The organism is Myxococcaceae bacterium, from assembly GCA_016000045.1.
Classification (GTDB): domain Bacteria; phylum Myxococcota; class UBA727; order UBA727; family JABDBI01; genus AER2-1.
This window is the reverse complement of the sequence record JAECQY010000010.1, coordinates 1-17,215: the sequence shown is the minus strand read 5'-3', so window position 1 is coordinate 17,215 and position 17,215 is coordinate 1. Positions and strand designations below refer to the sequence as shown.

Annotated in this window: 15 protein-coding genes and 1 pseudogene; 5 read left to right on the top strand and 11 right to left on the bottom strand. The window is 46.8% G+C overall.

The features are described 5' to 3' along the window. Position 1: 1 nt before the first annotated feature. Positions 2-3,118 carry an isoleucine--tRNA ligase gene (locus I8H75_05940; GenBank protein ID MBH2006856.1) on the bottom strand — a complete coding sequence of 1,039 codons (3,117 nt, stop codon included), beginning with the start codon at positions 3,116-3,118 and terminating at the stop codon, positions 2-4. 240 nt (positions 3,119-3,358) lie between these two features. Between I8H75_05940 and I8H75_05935 the strand changes: the two genes are divergently transcribed. Next, positions 3,359-4,768: a DUF1566 domain-containing protein gene (locus tag I8H75_05935; protein MBH2006855.1), complete on the top strand. Its 1,410-nt coding sequence runs from the start codon at positions 3,359-3,361 to the stop codon at positions 4,766-4,768. Between the two features lie 54 nt (positions 4,769-4,822). On the opposite strand, the gene I8H75_05930 is transcribed toward I8H75_05935, so the two are convergent. Genes I8H75_05930 through ftsY form a run of 5 tightly spaced genes read right to left on the bottom strand, consistent with a single transcriptional unit; the run spans position 4,823 to position 9,475 of the window. After that, a complete protein-coding gene (locus tag I8H75_05930) occupies positions 4,823-6,379 on the bottom strand; it encodes an AAA family ATPase (protein ID MBH2006854.1) in 1,557 nt (518 codons plus the stop codon). Further along, positions 6,351-6,998, bottom strand: coding sequence for a DNA repair protein RecO (recO, locus tag I8H75_05925; GenBank protein ID MBH2006853.1), 648 nt, complete (start codon positions 6,996-6,998; stop codon positions 6,351-6,353). Before recO ends, I8H75_05930 begins: the two co-directional genes overlap by 29 nt. Next, the gene (locus I8H75_05920) at positions 6,995-8,197 is read right to left on the bottom strand and encodes an MFS transporter (GenBank protein ID MBH2006852.1); all 1,203 of its coding nucleotides are present in this window, start codon (positions 8,195-8,197) and stop codon (positions 6,995-6,997) included. Before I8H75_05920 ends, recO begins: the two co-directional genes overlap by 4 nt. 2 nt (positions 8,198-8,199) lie before the next feature. Next, positions 8,200-8,631: a dUTP diphosphatase gene (gene dut / locus I8H75_05915; protein ID MBH2006851.1), complete on the bottom strand. Its 432-nt coding sequence runs from the start codon at positions 8,629-8,631 to the stop codon at positions 8,200-8,202. Next, positions 8,621-9,475, bottom strand: a complete 855-nt coding sequence (gene ftsY, locus I8H75_05910; protein MBH2006850.1) for a signal recognition particle-docking protein FtsY — start codon at positions 9,473-9,475, stop codon at positions 8,621-8,623. The genes dut and ftsY overlap by 11 nt, the downstream gene beginning before the upstream one ends. A 121-nt stretch (positions 9,476-9,596) precedes the next feature. On the opposite strand from ftsY, the gene rpmG reads away from it, so the two are divergent. The 3 genes from rpmG (at position 9,597) to I8H75_05895 (ending at position 12,921) form a co-directional block, all read left to right on the top strand. Next, entirely contained in the window at positions 9,597-9,767 is a 171-nt protein-coding gene (gene rpmG / locus I8H75_05905; protein ID MBH2006849.1) for a 50S ribosomal protein L33, read from the top strand. A 2-nt stretch (positions 9,768-9,769) separates the two neighbouring features. Beyond that, positions 9,770-11,143 carry a dihydrolipoyl dehydrogenase gene (gene lpdA, locus I8H75_05900; GenBank protein ID MBH2006848.1) on the top strand — a complete coding sequence of 458 codons (1,374 nt, stop codon included), beginning with the start codon at positions 9,770-9,772 and terminating at the stop codon, positions 11,141-11,143. Positions 11,144-11,277: 134 nt separating this feature from the next. Beyond that, positions 11,278-12,921: an AAA family ATPase gene (locus I8H75_05895; protein ID MBH2006847.1), complete on the top strand. Its 1,644-nt coding sequence runs from the start codon at positions 11,278-11,280 to the stop codon at positions 12,919-12,921. On the opposite strand, the gene I8H75_05890 is transcribed toward I8H75_05895, so the two are convergent. The 4 genes from I8H75_05890 to I8H75_05875 form a co-directional block, all read right to left on the bottom strand. After that, positions 12,922-13,134 (bottom strand): ATP-binding protein, encoded by a 213-nt coding sequence (locus tag I8H75_05890; protein ID MBH2006846.1) that lies wholly within the window; start codon positions 13,132-13,134, stop codon positions 12,922-12,924. A gap of 86 nt (positions 13,135-13,220) precedes the next feature. Continuing rightward, a complete protein-coding gene (locus tag I8H75_05885; GenBank protein MBH2006845.1) occupies positions 13,221-13,382 on the bottom strand; it encodes an ATP-binding protein in 162 nt (53 codons plus the stop codon). Between the two features lie 182 nt (positions 13,383-13,564). Then, a complete protein-coding gene (locus I8H75_05880; protein MBH2006844.1) occupies positions 13,565-15,127 on the bottom strand; it encodes a hypothetical protein in 1,563 nt (520 codons plus the stop codon). Next, positions 15,128-15,637, bottom strand: a complete 510-nt coding sequence (locus I8H75_05875) for a hypothetical protein (GenBank protein ID MBH2006843.1) — start codon at positions 15,635-15,637, stop codon at positions 15,128-15,130. It lies immediately after the preceding gene. Positions 15,638-15,816: 179 nt separating this feature from the next. Between I8H75_05875 and I8H75_05870 the strand changes: the two are divergent. Continuing rightward, a pseudogene (locus tag I8H75_05870) lies at positions 15,817-16,498 on the top strand (IS5 family transposase). Between the two features lie 236 nt (positions 16,499-16,734). Here the strand turns inward: I8H75_05870 and I8H75_05865 are convergent. Beyond that, the gene (locus I8H75_05865; GenBank protein ID MBH2006842.1) at positions 16,735-17,187 is read right to left on the bottom strand and encodes a DUF1566 domain-containing protein; all 453 of its coding nucleotides are present in this window, start codon (positions 17,185-17,187) and stop codon (positions 16,735-16,737) included. Positions 17,188-17,215: the final 28 nt, after the last annotated feature.

Here is a 17,215-nt window from a genome sequence, read left to right as displayed (position 1 = left end):
TTCAGGCCTGCAGGCTTACTTGAAGCACGAAGCCCTCGATTTCCAGCGAAATTTTATTTTTTGCATCTTCCCCCCAAGTGATCGATGTGGCTAAAACCTCCGACTGAATCATCGCGTCAAATTGCACCAGAGCGGCTTTTAAATCGTCCGAGTCGGTTTCAAAAAACAGCTGAATGCGATCGGTGACTTGAAGTCCCTGATCTTTTCGAAGTTTTTGCAACTGACTGACCGTCTCACGCATCCATCCCTCCTGAATCAGCTCAAGAGTCAAATCTGTTTCCAAACCTACCGTCAGCTCTCCTGCGGATTCCAAGACCAGATCCCCCTGAGTCACTCGAGTCACCAACACGTCTTCCAAGCCAATCGACTGATCCAAAACTTTCAAATTTTGACCCGCTTGCAGAGCTGCAAACTCCGAACGGCCCCATTGAGCGATGACTTCGCTGGCTTCACGCATCTGGGCTCCCAGGCGCTTGCCCAGCGTCTTAAAATTCGCTTTGATCAAAAGCACGCACAAAGCCGAGTCGTCTGCTTGATAAACCACTCGTTTCACATTCAGCTCTTGTTGAATCAACTCTGCGTGACTCACCAGAGCTGCTTGTGCGATCGGGTCGTGTGTGGCCACGACGACTGCTTGCAAAGGCTGGCGTGTTTTCAGCTTGTGTTTTTCACGCAAAGCGCGTCCTAGGCGCACCACTTGTCGAACCACTTCAACCTCGCGTTCGAGTTCTAAATCAATCTGAGATTCATCGGCGATTGGGTAGTCTTGCCAGTGAACGCTTTCTCCAGATTCAAAAGTCAAATTCTGATAAAGCGTTTCCGAAATAAAGGGTAATACAGGCGCCAGGAGCTTGCTAAAGGTCACCAGCACTTCGTAAAGCGTTGCGTAAGCGGCCTGCTTGTCGTCCTCAGCGCCTGGTTCCGTCGCATTTCTCCAAAAACGTCTTCGACTTCTTCGAATATACCAGTTGGTCAGGTCGTCAATAAAGCCCAGCATCGGAGGGATCACTTTGTAGAGAGAGTAGCTTTCCATCTGCTCATTCACTTGCGCAATAAGCGATTGAAGCCTGGACAATACCCAACGATCGATTTCTGGTCTGTGCTGAGAAACCTTCAAACTACGAGGGTCCCAAGCATCGATGTTGGCGTATTGTACAAAAAAGGACCAGGCATGAAAGAGAGGAAGCATGACACTGCGAACAATTTCTTTCACACCCTTTTCGTTGAAGAGCAGAGGCTCTGCCCGAACAATGGGCGAATTAATCAAATAGGCACGAAGCGCATCGGCTCCGTACTCGTTCATGACCAAACTGGGGTCTGGGTAGTTTTTCTTGGATTTGCTCATTTTTGAGCCATCGGAAGCCAAAACCAGCCCATTCACGACGACGTTTTTAAAGGGTGGTTGATCAAACAAAGCCGTCGATAGTACCAAAAGCGTGTAAAACCATCCGCGTGTTTGATCCAAACCTTCGGCAATAAAGTCTGCCGGGAAATCGGTTTGAAAAGCCTCTGAGTTCTCAAACGGGTAATGATTTTGTGCGTAAGGCATCGAACCGGATTCGAACCAGCAATCAAAGACTTCCGGAATGCGCTTCATTTTCTCTCCGCACTCACAATCCATCGTTAAGGCATCGATGCAATGCGAATGCAAATCGCTGAGAGATTCTTGCGCTAATTTCTCGAGCTCAGATTTGGATCCCACGCAGCGCTGCTGGTTGCAACGAGGGCAAATCCAAATCGGAATTGGGCACCCCCAGAAACGATTTCGGGAAATGCACCAGTCCTGTGCATCGCTTAACCAATTAGCAAACCGCTTCTCGCCTACGCTCTCAGGGACCCAATGAATGCGAGCGTTATTTTGCAAAAGGCGTTCTCGAATCGCCGACACTTTGATTTGCCAAACGGGCAATGCTTTATAAATCAGCGGAGTTCCACTGCGCCAACAATAAGGGTAACTGTGCTGAATCGTATCTTGACGAAACAGCTTTCCTGCTTCTTTGAGCTTACGAATTAAGATGGGATCGGCTTCTTTGATGTGCACACCCAATGAGACAAGACGGCCTTCTTCATCGACCGAGTCGTGCCCGAACAAAGGTATCCCTGCTTTTTTGCAAGCTTCAAAATCCTCTTGCCCAAAAGCAGGTGCCATGTGCACCAAACCCGTTCCGTCGGTTGTCGTCACATGAGCGCTGGGCAAAACCTGGAATAGGTTCGGCGCTTGCCCTACATAATCTTCAAAAAGGGGTTCGTAGAACTGACCCACAAGCTTGTCACCTTGGAGTTCTTCGATGATCTCGGCCTCTTTACCCAGAACGGCTTCGAGTCGATCGCGAGCCAGCAGGTAAACCGTTGGGTCTTCTTTGCGGCGCGCTCGAACATAGCAAATCTCATTTCCGACTGCGACGGCCAAATTAGAGGGCAAAGTCCAGGGCGTTGTCGTCCAGACCAACAGATAAGCATCCTGGTCTCGAAGTTTAAGCCGAACAGTAATGGCGGGATCTTGAACGTCACGATAATCAAGATTGGCTTCAAAATTGGAAAGCGGCGTTGATAAACGCCAGCTGTAAGGCATCACTCGAAAATCTTGTTCAACGAAACCTTTGTTCCACAGTTGCTGAAACACCCACCACACCGATTCCATGAAATCCACATCCATGGTCTTGTAATGATTTTTAAAATCGACCCACCGTCCCAAACGTCCAATGATTTTTTCCCATTCACCTGTGTATTTGAGCACACCTTCTCGACACGCTTCGTTAAAACGATCAATCCCATAGGCTTTGATTTCCGTTGGACCGGATAGACCCAACGTTTTTTCGGTTTCCATCTCAATCGGAAGGCCATGGGTATCCCACCCAAATCGTCTTTCGACGTATTTGCCACGCATCGTCCAATAGCGCGGAACCACGTCTTTCAGGGTGGAAGCCACAAAATGCCCGTAATGAGGCAGCCCGGTAGCAAAAGGAGGGCCATCGTAAAATGTATACCGATTGGTTCCATCGCCCTTGCGTCGCTCGAGGCTTTCTTGAAACGCAGAGATTCGCTCCCAAAACGCCAGGATGGCTTGTTCTTGTTCAGGAAAAGAGAACGCCTCTGGGATCGGCTTAAAGATAGGCATGATGCCGTTTAAATGGTTTTTTTAATGCCGTCAAATAGGTTGTAGCGGCCAAGAGCCACGACAGGAGATACAATGACAGAGGTCTGCTAGTTGGCTAAAAACTGCTTAGCGCTTTTGGGGCACGTGAATTTGCAATTAATTTCTGGAAGGTATACAGCTGACAGCACGATGGTTTCGAATCGCGCTTTGATGGAGCTTCGAGAGCTGATTGGAGTCGCGAATCTAGACTGGAGCGATTAAATGCTGAAGTTTTGTTTGATTCTTGGTTTATGCTCAGGCGCCTTGGCTCAATTTTCGATGACTGCGGGTTCTGGGGATCCTCTTCACGGGTATTTTCAAAACCTTTCGACACGCAGTCAAGCTCAAGAAGCCATTCGAGCCGTCTTAAATCGAACGGCAAGCTATCTAAAGTCTTATGCCGGATACCGTATGCCTTTTGAACTAAATTGTTCGGTGTTCTTCGATGCGGTCGTCGAGAATGTCGACTGTTGGCCGGGTTTTGAGTCTGTATTGACTTTGAGCAACCAGTGCGAACATTTGCCAGAGCGCGTGAACTTGAGACATTACCACCTTCTCCAGGTGCGCATGGTGGTGGGGTGGTCGCAGACTCAAATGCTCCAAGCGTGCTATCGAATTCTGCCAAAAAACACGGCTACGCTGAGTCAGAGTTTGCCCAATACCGACACAGCCTCTTTGCAGACAAAGCACAGCTTCGAGAATAGCGCCACACCGAGCCAAGAAGCAAGCTTGAGCCATACATTTGCTTGTGCTGCAACGACGCAGTCCATGAACGGGCTTTTAGCTGCCTGGAATCACAGCACAGGCGTCTACCACGACGCGGTGAACCAAACAGGTCGTTACGTGATCTCGAATGGAGTGGTCCTCGATACGCTCACGAATATGCAGTGGGAGCAAATCGCTGGCACAACGCCGATGGTTTTTTCATCGCTTACGAATTACTGTTCCGGCCGAAACACGGGGGGATTCTCAGATTGGAGAGCACCGAACATTTTGGAATTGGGTACTTTAATCGATTACTCAAACGGCATAGCCCCCTTTACGAATACCACGGCCTTTCCCGAAGCGCCGGTTTCGAATTATTGGTCGGGTTCATTGAATATTGGGCAGGATGGCTCCTCTTGGTATCTCGAAAGCGCATTCGACCCTCCTTTCTCTGACCGCCAAAGTAGGGATACGAGCAATGTGGTTCGTTGCGTGCGTTCCTGCTATGCAGCCCCTTTTAGTTCTCGCTATACGGTTGGAGTCCGTGGATCCATCCCCACGGTGATCGACAACGTAACCGGTTTGGTCTGGCAGAAAATGTCAACTACATATTACACCCAATCGGGAGCGTTAGACTATTGCAATAACTTGAATGTGGGAAGTTCTGCAGGCGGAACGTGGCGCTTGCCGAGCGTTCGCGAACTGCAAACACTGGTAGATTATAGCAAGAGCTCGGGTGCGCTGATGATGGACACGACGGTGTTTTCTGGGGAACCGATTAGTGGGTTTTGGTCATCGTCGCTGACAGTGGGCCTTTCTGGAGGCGGGTGGAATGTCTTCTTTAACAACGGCGCTTTGGGAGGCAATGTTGCCTCTCTCCAATACTACGCGCGTTGTCTTTGGGAACCGCCGCTCTCACATTTTTGAGATAGCTCGACACCACCCTCACTAAGCTGAGCAGGGGCAATCGCAAAGTCTGATTCACACATGCAGCCAGGCTTGATCAACAATATTCTTGGCTTCCGGATCGAAGGCCAAACCTAGCACCACGATGGATTTGCCGGAAAGTTCGTATTTTTGAGCGTATTGTTTTTGCTGGATTTGCTGCAGCGCTTCTTGGGCGGATGTCCCCATTTTGAGCTCGACAATATAGACGTGGGTGGACGTCTGGAAAACCGCATCGATTCGGCCAATATTGGTCTTTTCCTCGGTTATCGTCTCGGCTCCCATAAACTTGACCAACAGATAGAACACGGTTTGGTAATAGCGTTCAAGCGGAATATGCAAATCATAGGGAATGTCGGCAAAGAACGGTTTCAGAAGTTCACAGAACACTTTAACGTTGCTCGTACGCAAAGCGCTTCTGAGATCAGCGGCCAGCGCTTGCCAAGGAGCGAACGATTTCTGCCTCGTGATAATAGGCGCTAACATGCGCATCATCGACTGGGTGATTTCTCGATTGGGATACGACAGCCGATAGAGTGCCGATTCAGGGTCGTAATCTTGAATGGTCAGATAACCTGTCTGAAATAATAGGGTGGAAAGGTGAATTTGATCGATGTCGAAAGTTCCTAGATCTTCTGCCGATAATCTCAAATTTTCTAGATCGAGAACAGGATAATCTCTTTCTTTTATGAGCTTGACCAAAAAACCTGGAGTACCCGTTTGAGACCAGTAATTTTCAAATTGACCTCGATTGAGAGCCTTTAAAACCGAGCAAGGGTTGTAGACTTTTTCTTCTGAATAAGGAGAAAAGCGATAGCCGTTGTACCATTCTTGCAAAAGCTGACAAACCTCCTCAGAGGTCTTCGTGCCTTGGTCTGCTACCACTTGGATATGTTTCGAAAAATCACGAATGAGTTCTTCGAAGGTGACTCCCAGTAAAGAGGAAGCCCGTTTATCGAGGGTCAGATCGTCTAAGTTGTTGATGCCGGAAAAAATGGAAGTTTTGTTAAACTTGGTCACACCGGTGATAAAAACAAATCTCAAAGAAGCATCCAAATCTTTGATAACACCGTAAAATGATTTTAATTTGGTTCGTATGATCTCGGCAGAGGGTGGGTTGTTCAAATGAGCCAAAATTGGAGCATCGTACTCATCGATGAGAAGTGCGACTAGACCCTTTTGAGAAAGTCCTTGAATCAGAATCTTGAGACAGGCAGTAGGAGTCTCAGCATTTTGTAAATCGATACCAAACTCATCGGCTTTTCGGTTCAGACACAATAGGAGATCTTTCTCAAATCTCTCAGGCGTTTCTAAGTCCATCCCTGCCAGACTGATGCGAAGCACTGGATGCTTTGACCAAGCGTAATCACTTTGGTTAATCCAAAGACCCCTGAAGAGCTCTCGATGACCTAAGAAAATCTGCTCAAGGACGGAAATGAGAAGCGTTTTGCCAAAACGTCTGGGCCTTGATAGAAAAAATTTTTGAGGCGAACCCGTGAGCAAATCATAGATGTGCTTTGTTTTGTCTATATACACATAGTTGTGTTCGATCAATTTTTTAAAGTCATCGATCGTGTCCGGCAGCCGCTTCATGCCTGTAGTCTACCAGAACACCACTTGCCTGAAAACCTCCGTTTGTTTTCGAAGCTCCTGAAATTTGTTTAAAGAAAGCCAGGCTCTTTAATGGACCTGGCTTGTGCTGCTTCAAATGGGCCACAAAGATGGCTGCCATACGAGCCAGATCGGTTTCAGACGATTCTGCTTCGCTCAACAGCCCACAGGCATCTAAAAGATCGTATTCGAAGCGTCGAATCGATTCTGTGCTCATTTCTTCATCGGCACAACGAGCCAAAAACGTATCTAATAACGCAAAGATATCTTCGTGAGGTTCTAATTCGGGAACCAACACTTCAACGAGTTCGCAAGCGTAAGATGCCAATGCAAACCCACGTAAGCAAGTTGAAATTCGCGGGGTATAAAGCCCTAAATCAATCTCGAGCAATCGGCTCATACCATGAGGATTCGGCCGATACGCCAAACTTCCTCTCGCCGGAACCTGCACCATACTCCCTCGCTTCTTCGAAGGCTTGAAAGCGCTTCGACAAAAAAGCGTCATACGGCCATCAAATTGCGTTAAAACCCGGACAATGGCCTCCGCCTCTCCGTAACGAACCATGGAAGTGAGAATGGCTTGAGTATGAAGCGTATTCATGCTCCCTCAAGGTAGTTGAGGTCCTTTCCAAAAGTTTCCGGGAGAGCGAGCAGGGCTAAAAACGCAGCCCCAATCACAATGCCACCGAGAATCGCAGTGCTTTGGACCAAGGAGCCATATTGGCGCAAAAATTGCACCCCTAAGGTCATTAGAACAACGGCTCCACGCATACCATTCGTCGTCATGATGACAGCTGCTCCTCGGAGATTGGTTCCAAAATTTTCCGAGACCGTCGTGATGTAAACCGCCCAATAACCTCCGAAAAATCCAAGAACGACACAAAGGACTTCAAATGAACGAAGGGTTTCGATGGATGCACTGAGATAGATCGACACCATCATCGCTAAGCCCAGCAAGGCACCCGCAATCACTTTTTTTCGATTTCGCAAAAGATGGCTGACCATGCCCGTTACTAAATCGCCCAGGCAAAAACCCACATAACAAAGCAAAATCGCTCGGCCCGTTGAAATAGGCTCAAGCAGACCTCTTTCCTTCATGATTTCGGGAGAGAAGCTGACTAAAATACCCACTACATACCAAATCGGGACGCCCAGCAGCACACAAGATACAAATCGCACAAAGCGCTGGCGAGTCCGAAATAAGAAATCGGGACGAGCTAAACGCGAAGCGTTTGAGTCGGTAAACAGCGATGATTCCGCAACCCGCAGACGCAGAACAAGCAGCCCAAGACCCATGCCGCCGCCCAGTAAATAGGCTGCCTTCCAGTGGAGCCAGTCCCCCACGATTCCAGCAGCGACGGCTCCCATCAACCCAAAACAGGTCAATAAAGTCGTCCACAAAGTTCGATTCGTTTGCTGGCTGCTTTCGCTGATCAAAGTCACAGCGGCGCCGACTTCTCCTGCAAGACCCAATCCCGCTAAAAACCTTAGCATGGCATAAACTGAAACAGACCCAACGAAAGCATTGGCAAGGTTGGCGAGTGAGTATAGCAAGATCGATGCCATCATGACGGTGGTTCGACCTTTTCGATCTGCAAGATAACCCCAGAAGAGCCCTCCCACCAACATCCCGATCATTTGGCAGTCCATCAACCACATGCCATCGGATAAAAGGCGTTCTTCGGGCACTCCAATGGCTTTCAAACTCTCGATCCGAACAACTCCAAACAAAACCAGATCGTAAACGTCCACAAAGTAGCCGAGTGCAGCCACCAAAAACGTACTGAAAAATGGACTCATGATTAGGCGCCTGTGGATCCAAATCCGCCGAAATTGCGTTCGGTTTCATTTAAAGAATCCACCCTCGACCATTCGGGCGCAAGAACCGCCGCGATCACCATTTGGGCGATTCGCATGCCAGGTTGAACCTCAAATGCCTCTTGCCCCAGATTGATTAAGATGACTTTAATCTCTCCGCGGTAGTCGGCATCGATGGTGCCTGGGCTGTTCAAAACCGTGATCCCATGTTTTAGCGCAAGGCCTGAACGTGGGCGGATCTGCGCTTCAAAACCAGCTGGCAGCGCAATTGAAACTCCGGTGGGAACAAGCGCGCGTTCTCCAGGAAGCATCACTCGAGTTTCCGAAACATCTGCGAAAAGATCATAACCAGCAGCCAACTGACTGCCACGAAGCGGAATGAGGGACTCTTTACGAGCGGTGATTTCAATTTTCAAACAGGGCCTCCGTAAATGCTTTAGGGTCAAATACTTTCAAATCTTCGGCTGTCTCACCCACTCCAACGAACCGAATCGGAATCTTCAGTTCTCGTGTAATCGCAACAATCATGCCCCCTTTAGCGGTTCCATCCATCTTAGTCAAAATGATCCCGGTCACTGGGGTTGATTGAGCGAATTCGCGTGCTTGCGAAAGGGCATTCTGCCCCGTTGTTCCATCGAGCACCAAAAACACCTCGTGAGGGGCACCCGGTAAAGCTTTGCCCAGAACCCGATGGATTTTCTTAAGTTCTTCCATCAAGTTGTCTTTGGTGTGAAGACGTCCGGCTGTGTCGCACAAAACATAGTCACAGCCCTCTTTTTGGGCGCGCACGACGGCATCAAATAAAACCGATGCCGGATCTCCATTCGGCCTTGAAACAAAGAGGCTATCCGTCCGTTTGGCCCAAATCTCAAGCTGTTCTCCCGCAGCAGCTCGAAAGGTATCTCCGGCTCCTAAAACGACTTTTTTGCCCTTCGCTTTCAATTGAGCCGCCATTTTACCGATGCTGGTGGTTTTTCCCACTCCATTGACTCCAACGAATAAGATCACCGTTGGTGCATCGTTCAAGCTAAGGCCTAGAGGAGAAGCGATCGAGAGCATCTTCTCGACCTGTTTTTTAATCTCCTCTGAGCTTTGAGCCTGTTCTAACAAAGCTTGAGTCGTTCCAAGGCCCAAATCCGCTTTCAGCAACGTGACTTCCAATTCAGACGGCTTACTTTTCAAAAGGCGAATCTTTCGAAAACGATGCCAGCCAATCGCCAACAATACTGCCATTCCCATCGCAATCAAGAGTAAAGTCATAAGCCTTGCTTATGAAAGACTTGAACGGATTTTCAAAGAGGGTTTCTCTCGCGAGACCGTTTCGAATTTGAGAAGGCTCGCTCTTGACTGGGTCTTACGACTGCTTTAGAAGAAGAGAACTATGGCAAAAAAGAGCAATCGAGAGCTTGTCAAGCTGGAGTCCACAGCCGGCACCGGTTTTTTCTACGTCACTCAGAAAAACAAAAATAACACCAAAGATAAGTTGCTCCTGAAAAAATACGATCCCAAAGTTCAAAAACACGTTGATTTCAAAGAAGTGAAGCTGAAATAGGCATGGCCTACACGCACGACTTGGTGGTTTTGGGGGCAGGTCCGGGCGGTTACGTGGCAGCAGCTCGAGCCTCCACCTTGGGAATGCGGGTTGCTTTGATTGAAAAAGACGCTCATCTCGGAGGCACTTGTCTTCATCGCGGCTGCATTCCGACCAAAGCCTTGTTGCATGCGGCGGATGTTTACTCTGAGCTGCAATATGCACCTCAGATTGGCATTTCGGTAGAGGGCGTTCGTGTTGAATGGGAAAAGATTCAAAAATACAAATCGAGAGTGATTAACGCGAACGCAGGTGGCGTTGCACAGCTCATGAAGTCCCGGAAAGTCGATGTGATCACAGGGATGGGACGTCTCAAGGGTGCTCACGAAGTAGCGGTCGGCGATCGCATCGTCCGTGGCGCTCACATTCTCTTGGCCGTTGGCTCAACGCCTCGTGCTTTAGCGTTGGCTCTGGACTCAAATCCTCGAATTCTCAATTCCGATACAGCCCTGGATTTGAAAGAAATACCGGGTTCGTTGGTGATTATTGGCGGGGGAGTCATTGGAATCGAGTTTGCTTCGATTTTTAGTCGCTTAGGCACCAAAGTCACTATTCTAGAGGCTTTACCGAGGGTACTGGCTTCCTCGGATCCCGATTGCTCCGAAGAATTGGTGACCCAATTTAAGAGCAAGGGGGTTTGTTTTCACACCGATGTTTCCGTCACTCAGGTGCTAGCAAACAGCGACTCGGTCAAGACTCTTTATACTCAACAAGACGGCGAGCAGGTTGAGATTCATTCCGATTACGTTTTAGTCAGCGTGGGCCGTATGCCTCTGACAAGCGATATCGGTATCGAGAATACCCAGATTCAACTGGATCAAGGTTTTATTCGAGTGAATGAATGGATGCAGTCAGACGAACCCAGCATTTACGCCATTGGAGACTGCGTGAATACCCCTTGGCTCGCTCATATTGCTTCGTCTGAAGGTATTTTAGCCGTTTCTCATATGGCTGGTCAGTCGGCGGTGCCGCTTAATTATGACCACACGCCTGTTTGCGTTTACTCCGATCCTCCTGTTGCTTGGTCTGGACTTAGCGAAGAAGAAGCCAAAAAACGTGGCTACGAAGTGAAGATCGGCCGTTTTGATATGGCTCGCAATGCGAAGGCCGGAATCTTAGGCAAAAAACGTGGTTTCATTAAGTTTGTCACGGATGCGAAATACGGCGAAATACTCGGAGTGCACATTGTTGGCCCGGGTGCGACTGAACTATTGGCTGAACCTGCCTTTGCTATGCAGATGGAAGCGACGATTGAAGACATTGCGAATACGGTTCATGCGCATCCAACCTTGTACGAGGCCATTTACGAAGCTGCGGTCATAACGCAAGAAGCGTGATCTCGCTGCTTCTACAAATGCGAGTCAAATGCTGAATTTGGCCTCATAGGGTTGCGTCATGAACTTCATACCGCTCTCTCAAATTCACTGCCCAGCTTGATTGGAACCGCAAGTTATGAAATACTTTAGGCTCTATGCGCTTTTCAATTGGTGAAGATGATTTTGAACAACTTCGCACTTCTTCGAGTCCTACTGGGGTCCTGAGTTATTATTGCGACAAATCTCTGCTCATCAAAGATATCCTAGAGGATGGTTCTAAAATTATCTTACTGCCAAGGCCTAGACGCTTTGGAAAATCTTTGAACCTTTCTATGTTGAAATACTTCTTCGGAACCAATAAACCCTTATTCGAAGACTTGGCTATCAGTCAACATCAAAATATCTTAGATGGCTGGCAGGGAAAGTTTCCGGTTATTTTTGTTGGTTTTAAAGGACTTAAAGCAGATAATTACGAAAACTTGTTAAGTTCCTTGAAAATCTGCATTCGAGATTGTTACCGACAGTATGCTTATTTGCGCCATTCCGAAAAGTTAGATGGGTTGGATCGACAAACAATCGCCCCTTATTTTGAAACGGATTTCTCAGATGAACTACTCAAGAACTCGTTTCGCTATCTCACGGAAGCACTTGAGAAGCACCATGGGCAAAAAGTTTGGGTCCTGATTGACGAATATGACACACCTTTGCAACAGGCTTATCTCAATGGATTCTTTCCAAAGGCCATTGCCCTGTTTAAAGGCTTTTTAGGTGAAGTTTTAAAAAGTAATCCCTCTCTCTATAAAGGCGTCATGACAGGTATTACGCGCATTAGCAAAGAAAGCCTTTTCTCAGACCTCAACAACATTCAGACTTATGACATTACCCGCAATCAATACGCGCAGTATTTTGGTTTTACAGAATCCGAAGTTGAGGCGATATGCCCACAAGAACATGTATCAGACCTCAAGTCTTGGTATAATGGCTATCGTTTTGGAGATGGGCTGACCATTTACAATCCCTGGTCCATTCTGCATTTTCTCAGTAACCAGTACAAACTAGAACCCTACTGGATCAATACCTCTTCAAACGATTTAATTAGGGAATGTTTGACCGCGGATAAATTAAAAGATGCTCGTAGGTTGATTGAAGGCAAAAATTTAGGTGTTGAGATAGAGCCTTACACGGTCATGAATAATCTGAAAGAAAACCCTTCTTCTTTCTGGAATCTATTGTTTATTTCTGGCTACCTGACTTTAGACGCTGACAGAAAAATGATCCTTCCCAATCTGGAAGTGCGCCATTTTTTCAAGAAAATTCTTCTGGCTTGGTTTGGAGGCAAGCAAGGTGATTCATTTATGCCAGCTTTGTTGGAAGATCTAGTTCTAGGCAATACCGTTAATCTTCAGAAGAAACTTCAGCAGTTGATTTTAGAATCCATGAGTTTTCACGATGTGAGCGAAACGAACCAAGAATCTTTTTATCATGGGTTTTTGCTAGGCATTACCTTAGGTCTCAGAGGACGTTACACGGTGAGGTCGAACCGAGAAAGTGGATATGGACGCTATGATTTGGCCTTATATCCCAATGAACCTCACCAAGATCCCGGAATTGTGATCGAAGTAAAAATGGGCCCAAAAGTTGAAGCAGGTCTGCAGCAAATAGAACAAAAAGCCTACTATCAAGACTTGCAAACTCATGGTTGCAGCCAGATCAACGGTTATTCGATTGCTTTCGACGGAAAAACCGTTAGTCTCAAGTCCACTTTAGGGGAACAAATCACGGCAAACGATTTTTTCTAATCATCCGCGACGCCAAATTAAACCGAGATCCTGATTCCCTTCTAGCAATGATTCAGGAAACCCTCCAAATTCAAATAAGCGATTAAAGGCTTCTAAAGCTTTGTTCGAAAGAAGCTCTCCTACACTAAACGGATGAAGCCGAAAGTGGAGATAACGCCCCAAGAGACTGTCTCCACCTTTTCGGCATACATTGAGACGAGCACTTTCGGTCACCAGAATTTGAGCGAGTTTTGGCTGTCTTGAGCGAGAATGGTTTTCTTAGGACTCTTTGTCCAAAGGCGTCTAAATTCAATATCGTCTCAAGTATAATACTGACCTTGCCCAAACGATTTGAGTAGATTTTTAGCCAGGGTTGTTTTCCCTGCTTGTCTGGGTCCAGGTAAAAACGCCATTTTTCCTCGTTGCAGTGCTAATGATTGCAGAAAATCGGTTAGGTAACGTTTTTCGATTGAATCATCCACTCGACCAAATTATCGAGTGCCGCTGAAATGGTCAAACAAAAATCCGACCAAAGTTTCGATTAACGATAAAATGGTCTTCTTTTTTTACCTTGGATTTGAGTTTGATGACGATTGAGCACCATAACATCCCTTCTGATGCATGTCATCTGTCAAGGGGGGTGTCTGAATCGTTGGAATCCAAATCAAGGCTGAAAAGCACGGTGTATCCAAGTGGGCATGTAATATAAAAATGTGCACAATGGAACAAAAGCAGCAATGCTTAAGCTTGGGATCCAGCCACTGTTAACATAGCGAAAAATCAGACCATTGAGCAAAAGCGAGGTTGAACTGGTAGCTAACAATAGAGACAAAACTGCGTGCTGTTTTGACTGAGGAGAATACCATCCGTTCAAAGCGTAGAGACCAACTTGTAGTGGAACGAACAAATGCCCGTAATGTTGCATTAAACTGATTGCTTTGAACACCGGGCTTTCTAAATGGGAAGCAATCGTTTGAAGAGTTTCAGGAACCAGCCTCCAATAATAGAGTCCAAGTGGAGTCATAAGCTTGAGACAAGTCTTTAATTCAAGAAGCGGAGGATTCAAAGGACGCTGTTGGGTCAAAAGAAGCAAACAAACTGTTGGGGAAATAGCCAAACCTAAACCTCCTATACAACAGTTTTCTTGTTTAGATTCAAATGGCTGTGAATTTTCTTTTGAAATAAGATAAGGATCCACTTTGGCATCAAAACAAGCTTCTTGTAAACGCAAAGCATTCAGAGTCAGAACAGCCTCTCGACATCCCCCACGGTCACCTTGCTCTATATGATCACAAACGATAAACGCCGGGTGAATGCCTTCTTGCTGATAGCACTGATCGCTACGGGTTTTAATAAAATTCGGATTATTGACTTCATTGAAGCTGCATTCAGCATTTTCGTGAGAAGTCACATGAAAGTGATTCATTACCAATAAAGTTGATGTTTTATCTGTATTTCGATCATCCAAACGCATTTCGCATTTTCTGAAGTCACTGAGGTCATATTCCGTCTCACGATAAGCTGTCGTATGAAAAAAACCATCGTGCTTATTATCAGAAAAAATGACCAATCGTTTATTACTTTTCCTCATTTCTCCCAATGTTGGCCATGGATCGGAAAGATTTTTAGAATAGATGAAATTCAATAAGTTTGCCGATGTTAACAATTCGATTAATATTTGATTACCAGTGGTTCCAGTAGAGCTTTCCAAGTGCAAGGTGACAATAGCCATTGAATTCGCATCGAGCCATCGTTTGAGTTTAGACAAAAAGCTTTCGAAAGCGGGTATGTTGAACTTGTTTTCAGCATTTCGCTGAATAGGAGAGCTATCACATGAGCGTAGGTACTTGTGATTTAGTGGATTACGATAATCATACTCGTTAAGACTTTTCTTGTGCTCATGCGCCATCGCGAGATAAAGTTCATCATTCTTGTTTCTACACCAGTGAAGATCAATAAAAAACGCTCGAACTCCGTATTCAAACTGAGCATCAAATCCCAAAGTTTGTTGGCCAGATGGAAAAACTGCTTTTGGACTCCAGCCATCCTCAACATTCGTAAAAGCGTTGTGAGCTGCTAACCAGGTTACTTGGTCATAGATGGCATCATCGGCATAGAAATCCTCAACAGATTGAGACGAAAACTCTTGACACTTCTCAGCCTGCAATTCTACCGAAAGCAAGATCAAAATCACATAAAACAGGCTGGAAAGCAAGCTTGGGTGCACTTAATTCCCTTTTTGAGCTCTTAAAACTTCTGCAATACATTTTGCTTGAGGGGTTGCATAATTGGATTTCGGATACTCCGCAGATCCTATTGTGCTATCCGCAGCATCTTTAAATAAAACATCCATCGTGTATCTACTATCTTCATTCAGAGCTTGATATTCAGGCGTTCCAGGCCAAAAATACGCCATGAGCTTGGCAAGAAATAGGGTCCCCTCTGTGTCACAAGGATCGTTCTGCCACATCACAGTGGCAGCTCCGCCGATGCTATCTTGAGCACGCTTAGAAAGCGGACTGATCCCAGATTTAAGACCTTCATAGTCTGGTTCATTTCCAACCCTTTTCATAAGTTCTTGACCAACCGGTGGTCTGTCATAGCGAGTTTTCTCTTGCTTTACTTTGGAACAAGGCACAAAACACACTTCAGGGACCTCAGAAAGCGTATACTGAGCGCTATTAACCTGCCAAGCTGTCAGAAAAAATATCGAAAAGACAAATAAAAGTTTTTTCATAAATTAGACTCCTGTCGACACCTTTACACCTGCCTATCTTACAGGGCAATAGCCAGGGTGTGTCCTCAATGTGAGTTTGGCTAAAATTGGGGGTAAGTTTCGTATCCGTTCGAAATATCGTGCAAGAACCCCGATCGACAAAGGTTTAAGACCCTGTATGGAAATTCGAAGATTTCTACATGGCTCGTCGATTTTTAACCGATGCAACCTGAGATCAATTACAAACCGTTCTCAAAGAAAAAGGTTGTTATCAATCTAAAAATGGACGCAATGTCATGGAAGCTTCGAACGGAGGGGCCTTGGCGCGATGTCCCTCAAGAATTTTGCGCCTGGAAAACCGCATTTAACCGATTCAATCGATGGAAGTGACATCCGCACTCACCAGCATGCGAGCGGAGCTCAGCACGGTGCCGAACGAGCGATTGGACTTTCGAGAGGAGGACTTACCACAAAGATTCAGTTGGCCACCGATGCGCATGGAAATCCAATCGATTTTGAAATCACAGGGAGTGAAGTACAGGATGCAACCGTCGCCCATAAAATCATCAACCAGGCCCATAGAGCCGAGAACGTAATTGCTGATAAGGGCTATGATTCAGATGAAATTCAGCGACACATCCGAAATCGAAGTGCAATACCGATCATTCCGCGTGGTTCGAACAATATGAGACCAAATTCAAAATTTGACTCCCATTTGTACAAACACCGGCATCTTGTTGAAAATTGATTCGCGAGACTGAAGCACTTGAGAGGTATTGCGACTCGGTTTGAGAATTTAGCTCGAAACTACCGGGCAATTGCATATTGGCCTGTTCGATGGTTTGGTTGAAGTTAGGAAAATGCAATAAGGACACACCCTAGTCTACTTTTGTTCCATGAAACTAAGGCGTGTCCTCAGCCTGATCGTAACGCCTAGCTGAGTCCACACCCGCAGCCTTCCATCTGTTTTGCACATCCATGATCGCATTCGATGCGATTTTAAGGCGACCATCGCTCTCCCAACGTTCCTGTTACCAGGCTCCGCCTGGTGCGCGAACCTTCGGTCGCGCAAGAAAAAAGTCTAAAGGACCAAAAGTCAAAGCGTCAACATCCCATCCTCAACGCGCGCAACGCACATAGAAAGTATAGCTCAGACCATAGTAGTTGACGAGGCCATAATAGAAATGGACGAGCCACGCGAGATCATATTCACCGTCAACCGGAGTGCCAGACCAATACCAATCCTCATCTTCTTCTCCTAACACACCTCGTTGTTGATACAGCGCCTCTAATTCCCAAATCGTTGGCAGCCGCCATCCTTCCGACGAACGACTCGCTGCATAAGCTTTGGCTTCTTCAAAAGTCATTGCCTCAGGACTCTTACGGTCCCATTCCAAAGCAGGGACGTCTTGGGCATAACGAGGGCCTCGATACCCAGCATCAGCTCGCCTGAGCGGATCCACTCGCATCGCTTGGGTACGGGCAACTCCAGGCGCATGAATAGGAGTCACACTTGAGGCCGCCTGCAAAACCTGAGCAGGGGTAACTACCAGCGCATGGGCAGGAGTCACACTAGCGATCGCCTGTGAAGCTTGAGCA

Excerpts from the sequence above, each read along its gene's own strand:
- I8H75_05940 (MBH2006856.1), bottom strand. The coding sequence starts at position 3,118 with ATGCCTATCTTTAAGCCGATCCCAGAGGCGTTCTCTTTTCCTGAACAA.
- I8H75_05935 (MBH2006855.1), top strand. The coding sequence starts at position 3,359 with ATGCTGAAGTTTTGTTTGATTCTTGGTTTATGCTCAGGCGCCTTGGCT.
- I8H75_05930 (MBH2006854.1), bottom strand. The coding sequence starts at position 6,379 with ATGAAGCGGCTGCCGGACACGATCGATGACTTTAAAAAATTGATCGAA.
- recO (MBH2006853.1), bottom strand. The coding sequence starts at position 6,998 with ATGAATACGCTTCATACTCAAGCCATTCTCACTTCCATGGTTCGTTAC.
- I8H75_05920 (MBH2006852.1), bottom strand. The coding sequence starts at position 8,197 with ATGAGTCCATTTTTCAGTACGTTTTTGGTGGCTGCACTCGGCTACTTT.
- ftsY (MBH2006850.1), bottom strand. The coding sequence starts at position 9,475 with ATGACTTTACTCTTGATTGCGATGGGAATGGCAGTATTGTTGGCGATT.
- rpmG (MBH2006849.1), top strand. The coding sequence starts at position 9,597 with ATGGCAAAAAAGAGCAATCGAGAGCTTGTCAAGCTGGAGTCCACAGCC.
- lpdA (MBH2006848.1), top strand. The coding sequence starts at position 9,770 with ATGGCCTACACGCACGACTTGGTGGTTTTGGGGGCAGGTCCGGGCGGT.
- I8H75_05895 (MBH2006847.1), top strand. The coding sequence starts at position 11,278 with ATGCGCTTTTCAATTGGTGAAGATGATTTTGAACAACTTCGCACTTCT.
- I8H75_05875 (MBH2006843.1), bottom strand. The coding sequence starts at position 15,637 with ATGAAAAAACTTTTATTTGTCTTTTCGATATTTTTTCTGACAGCTTGG.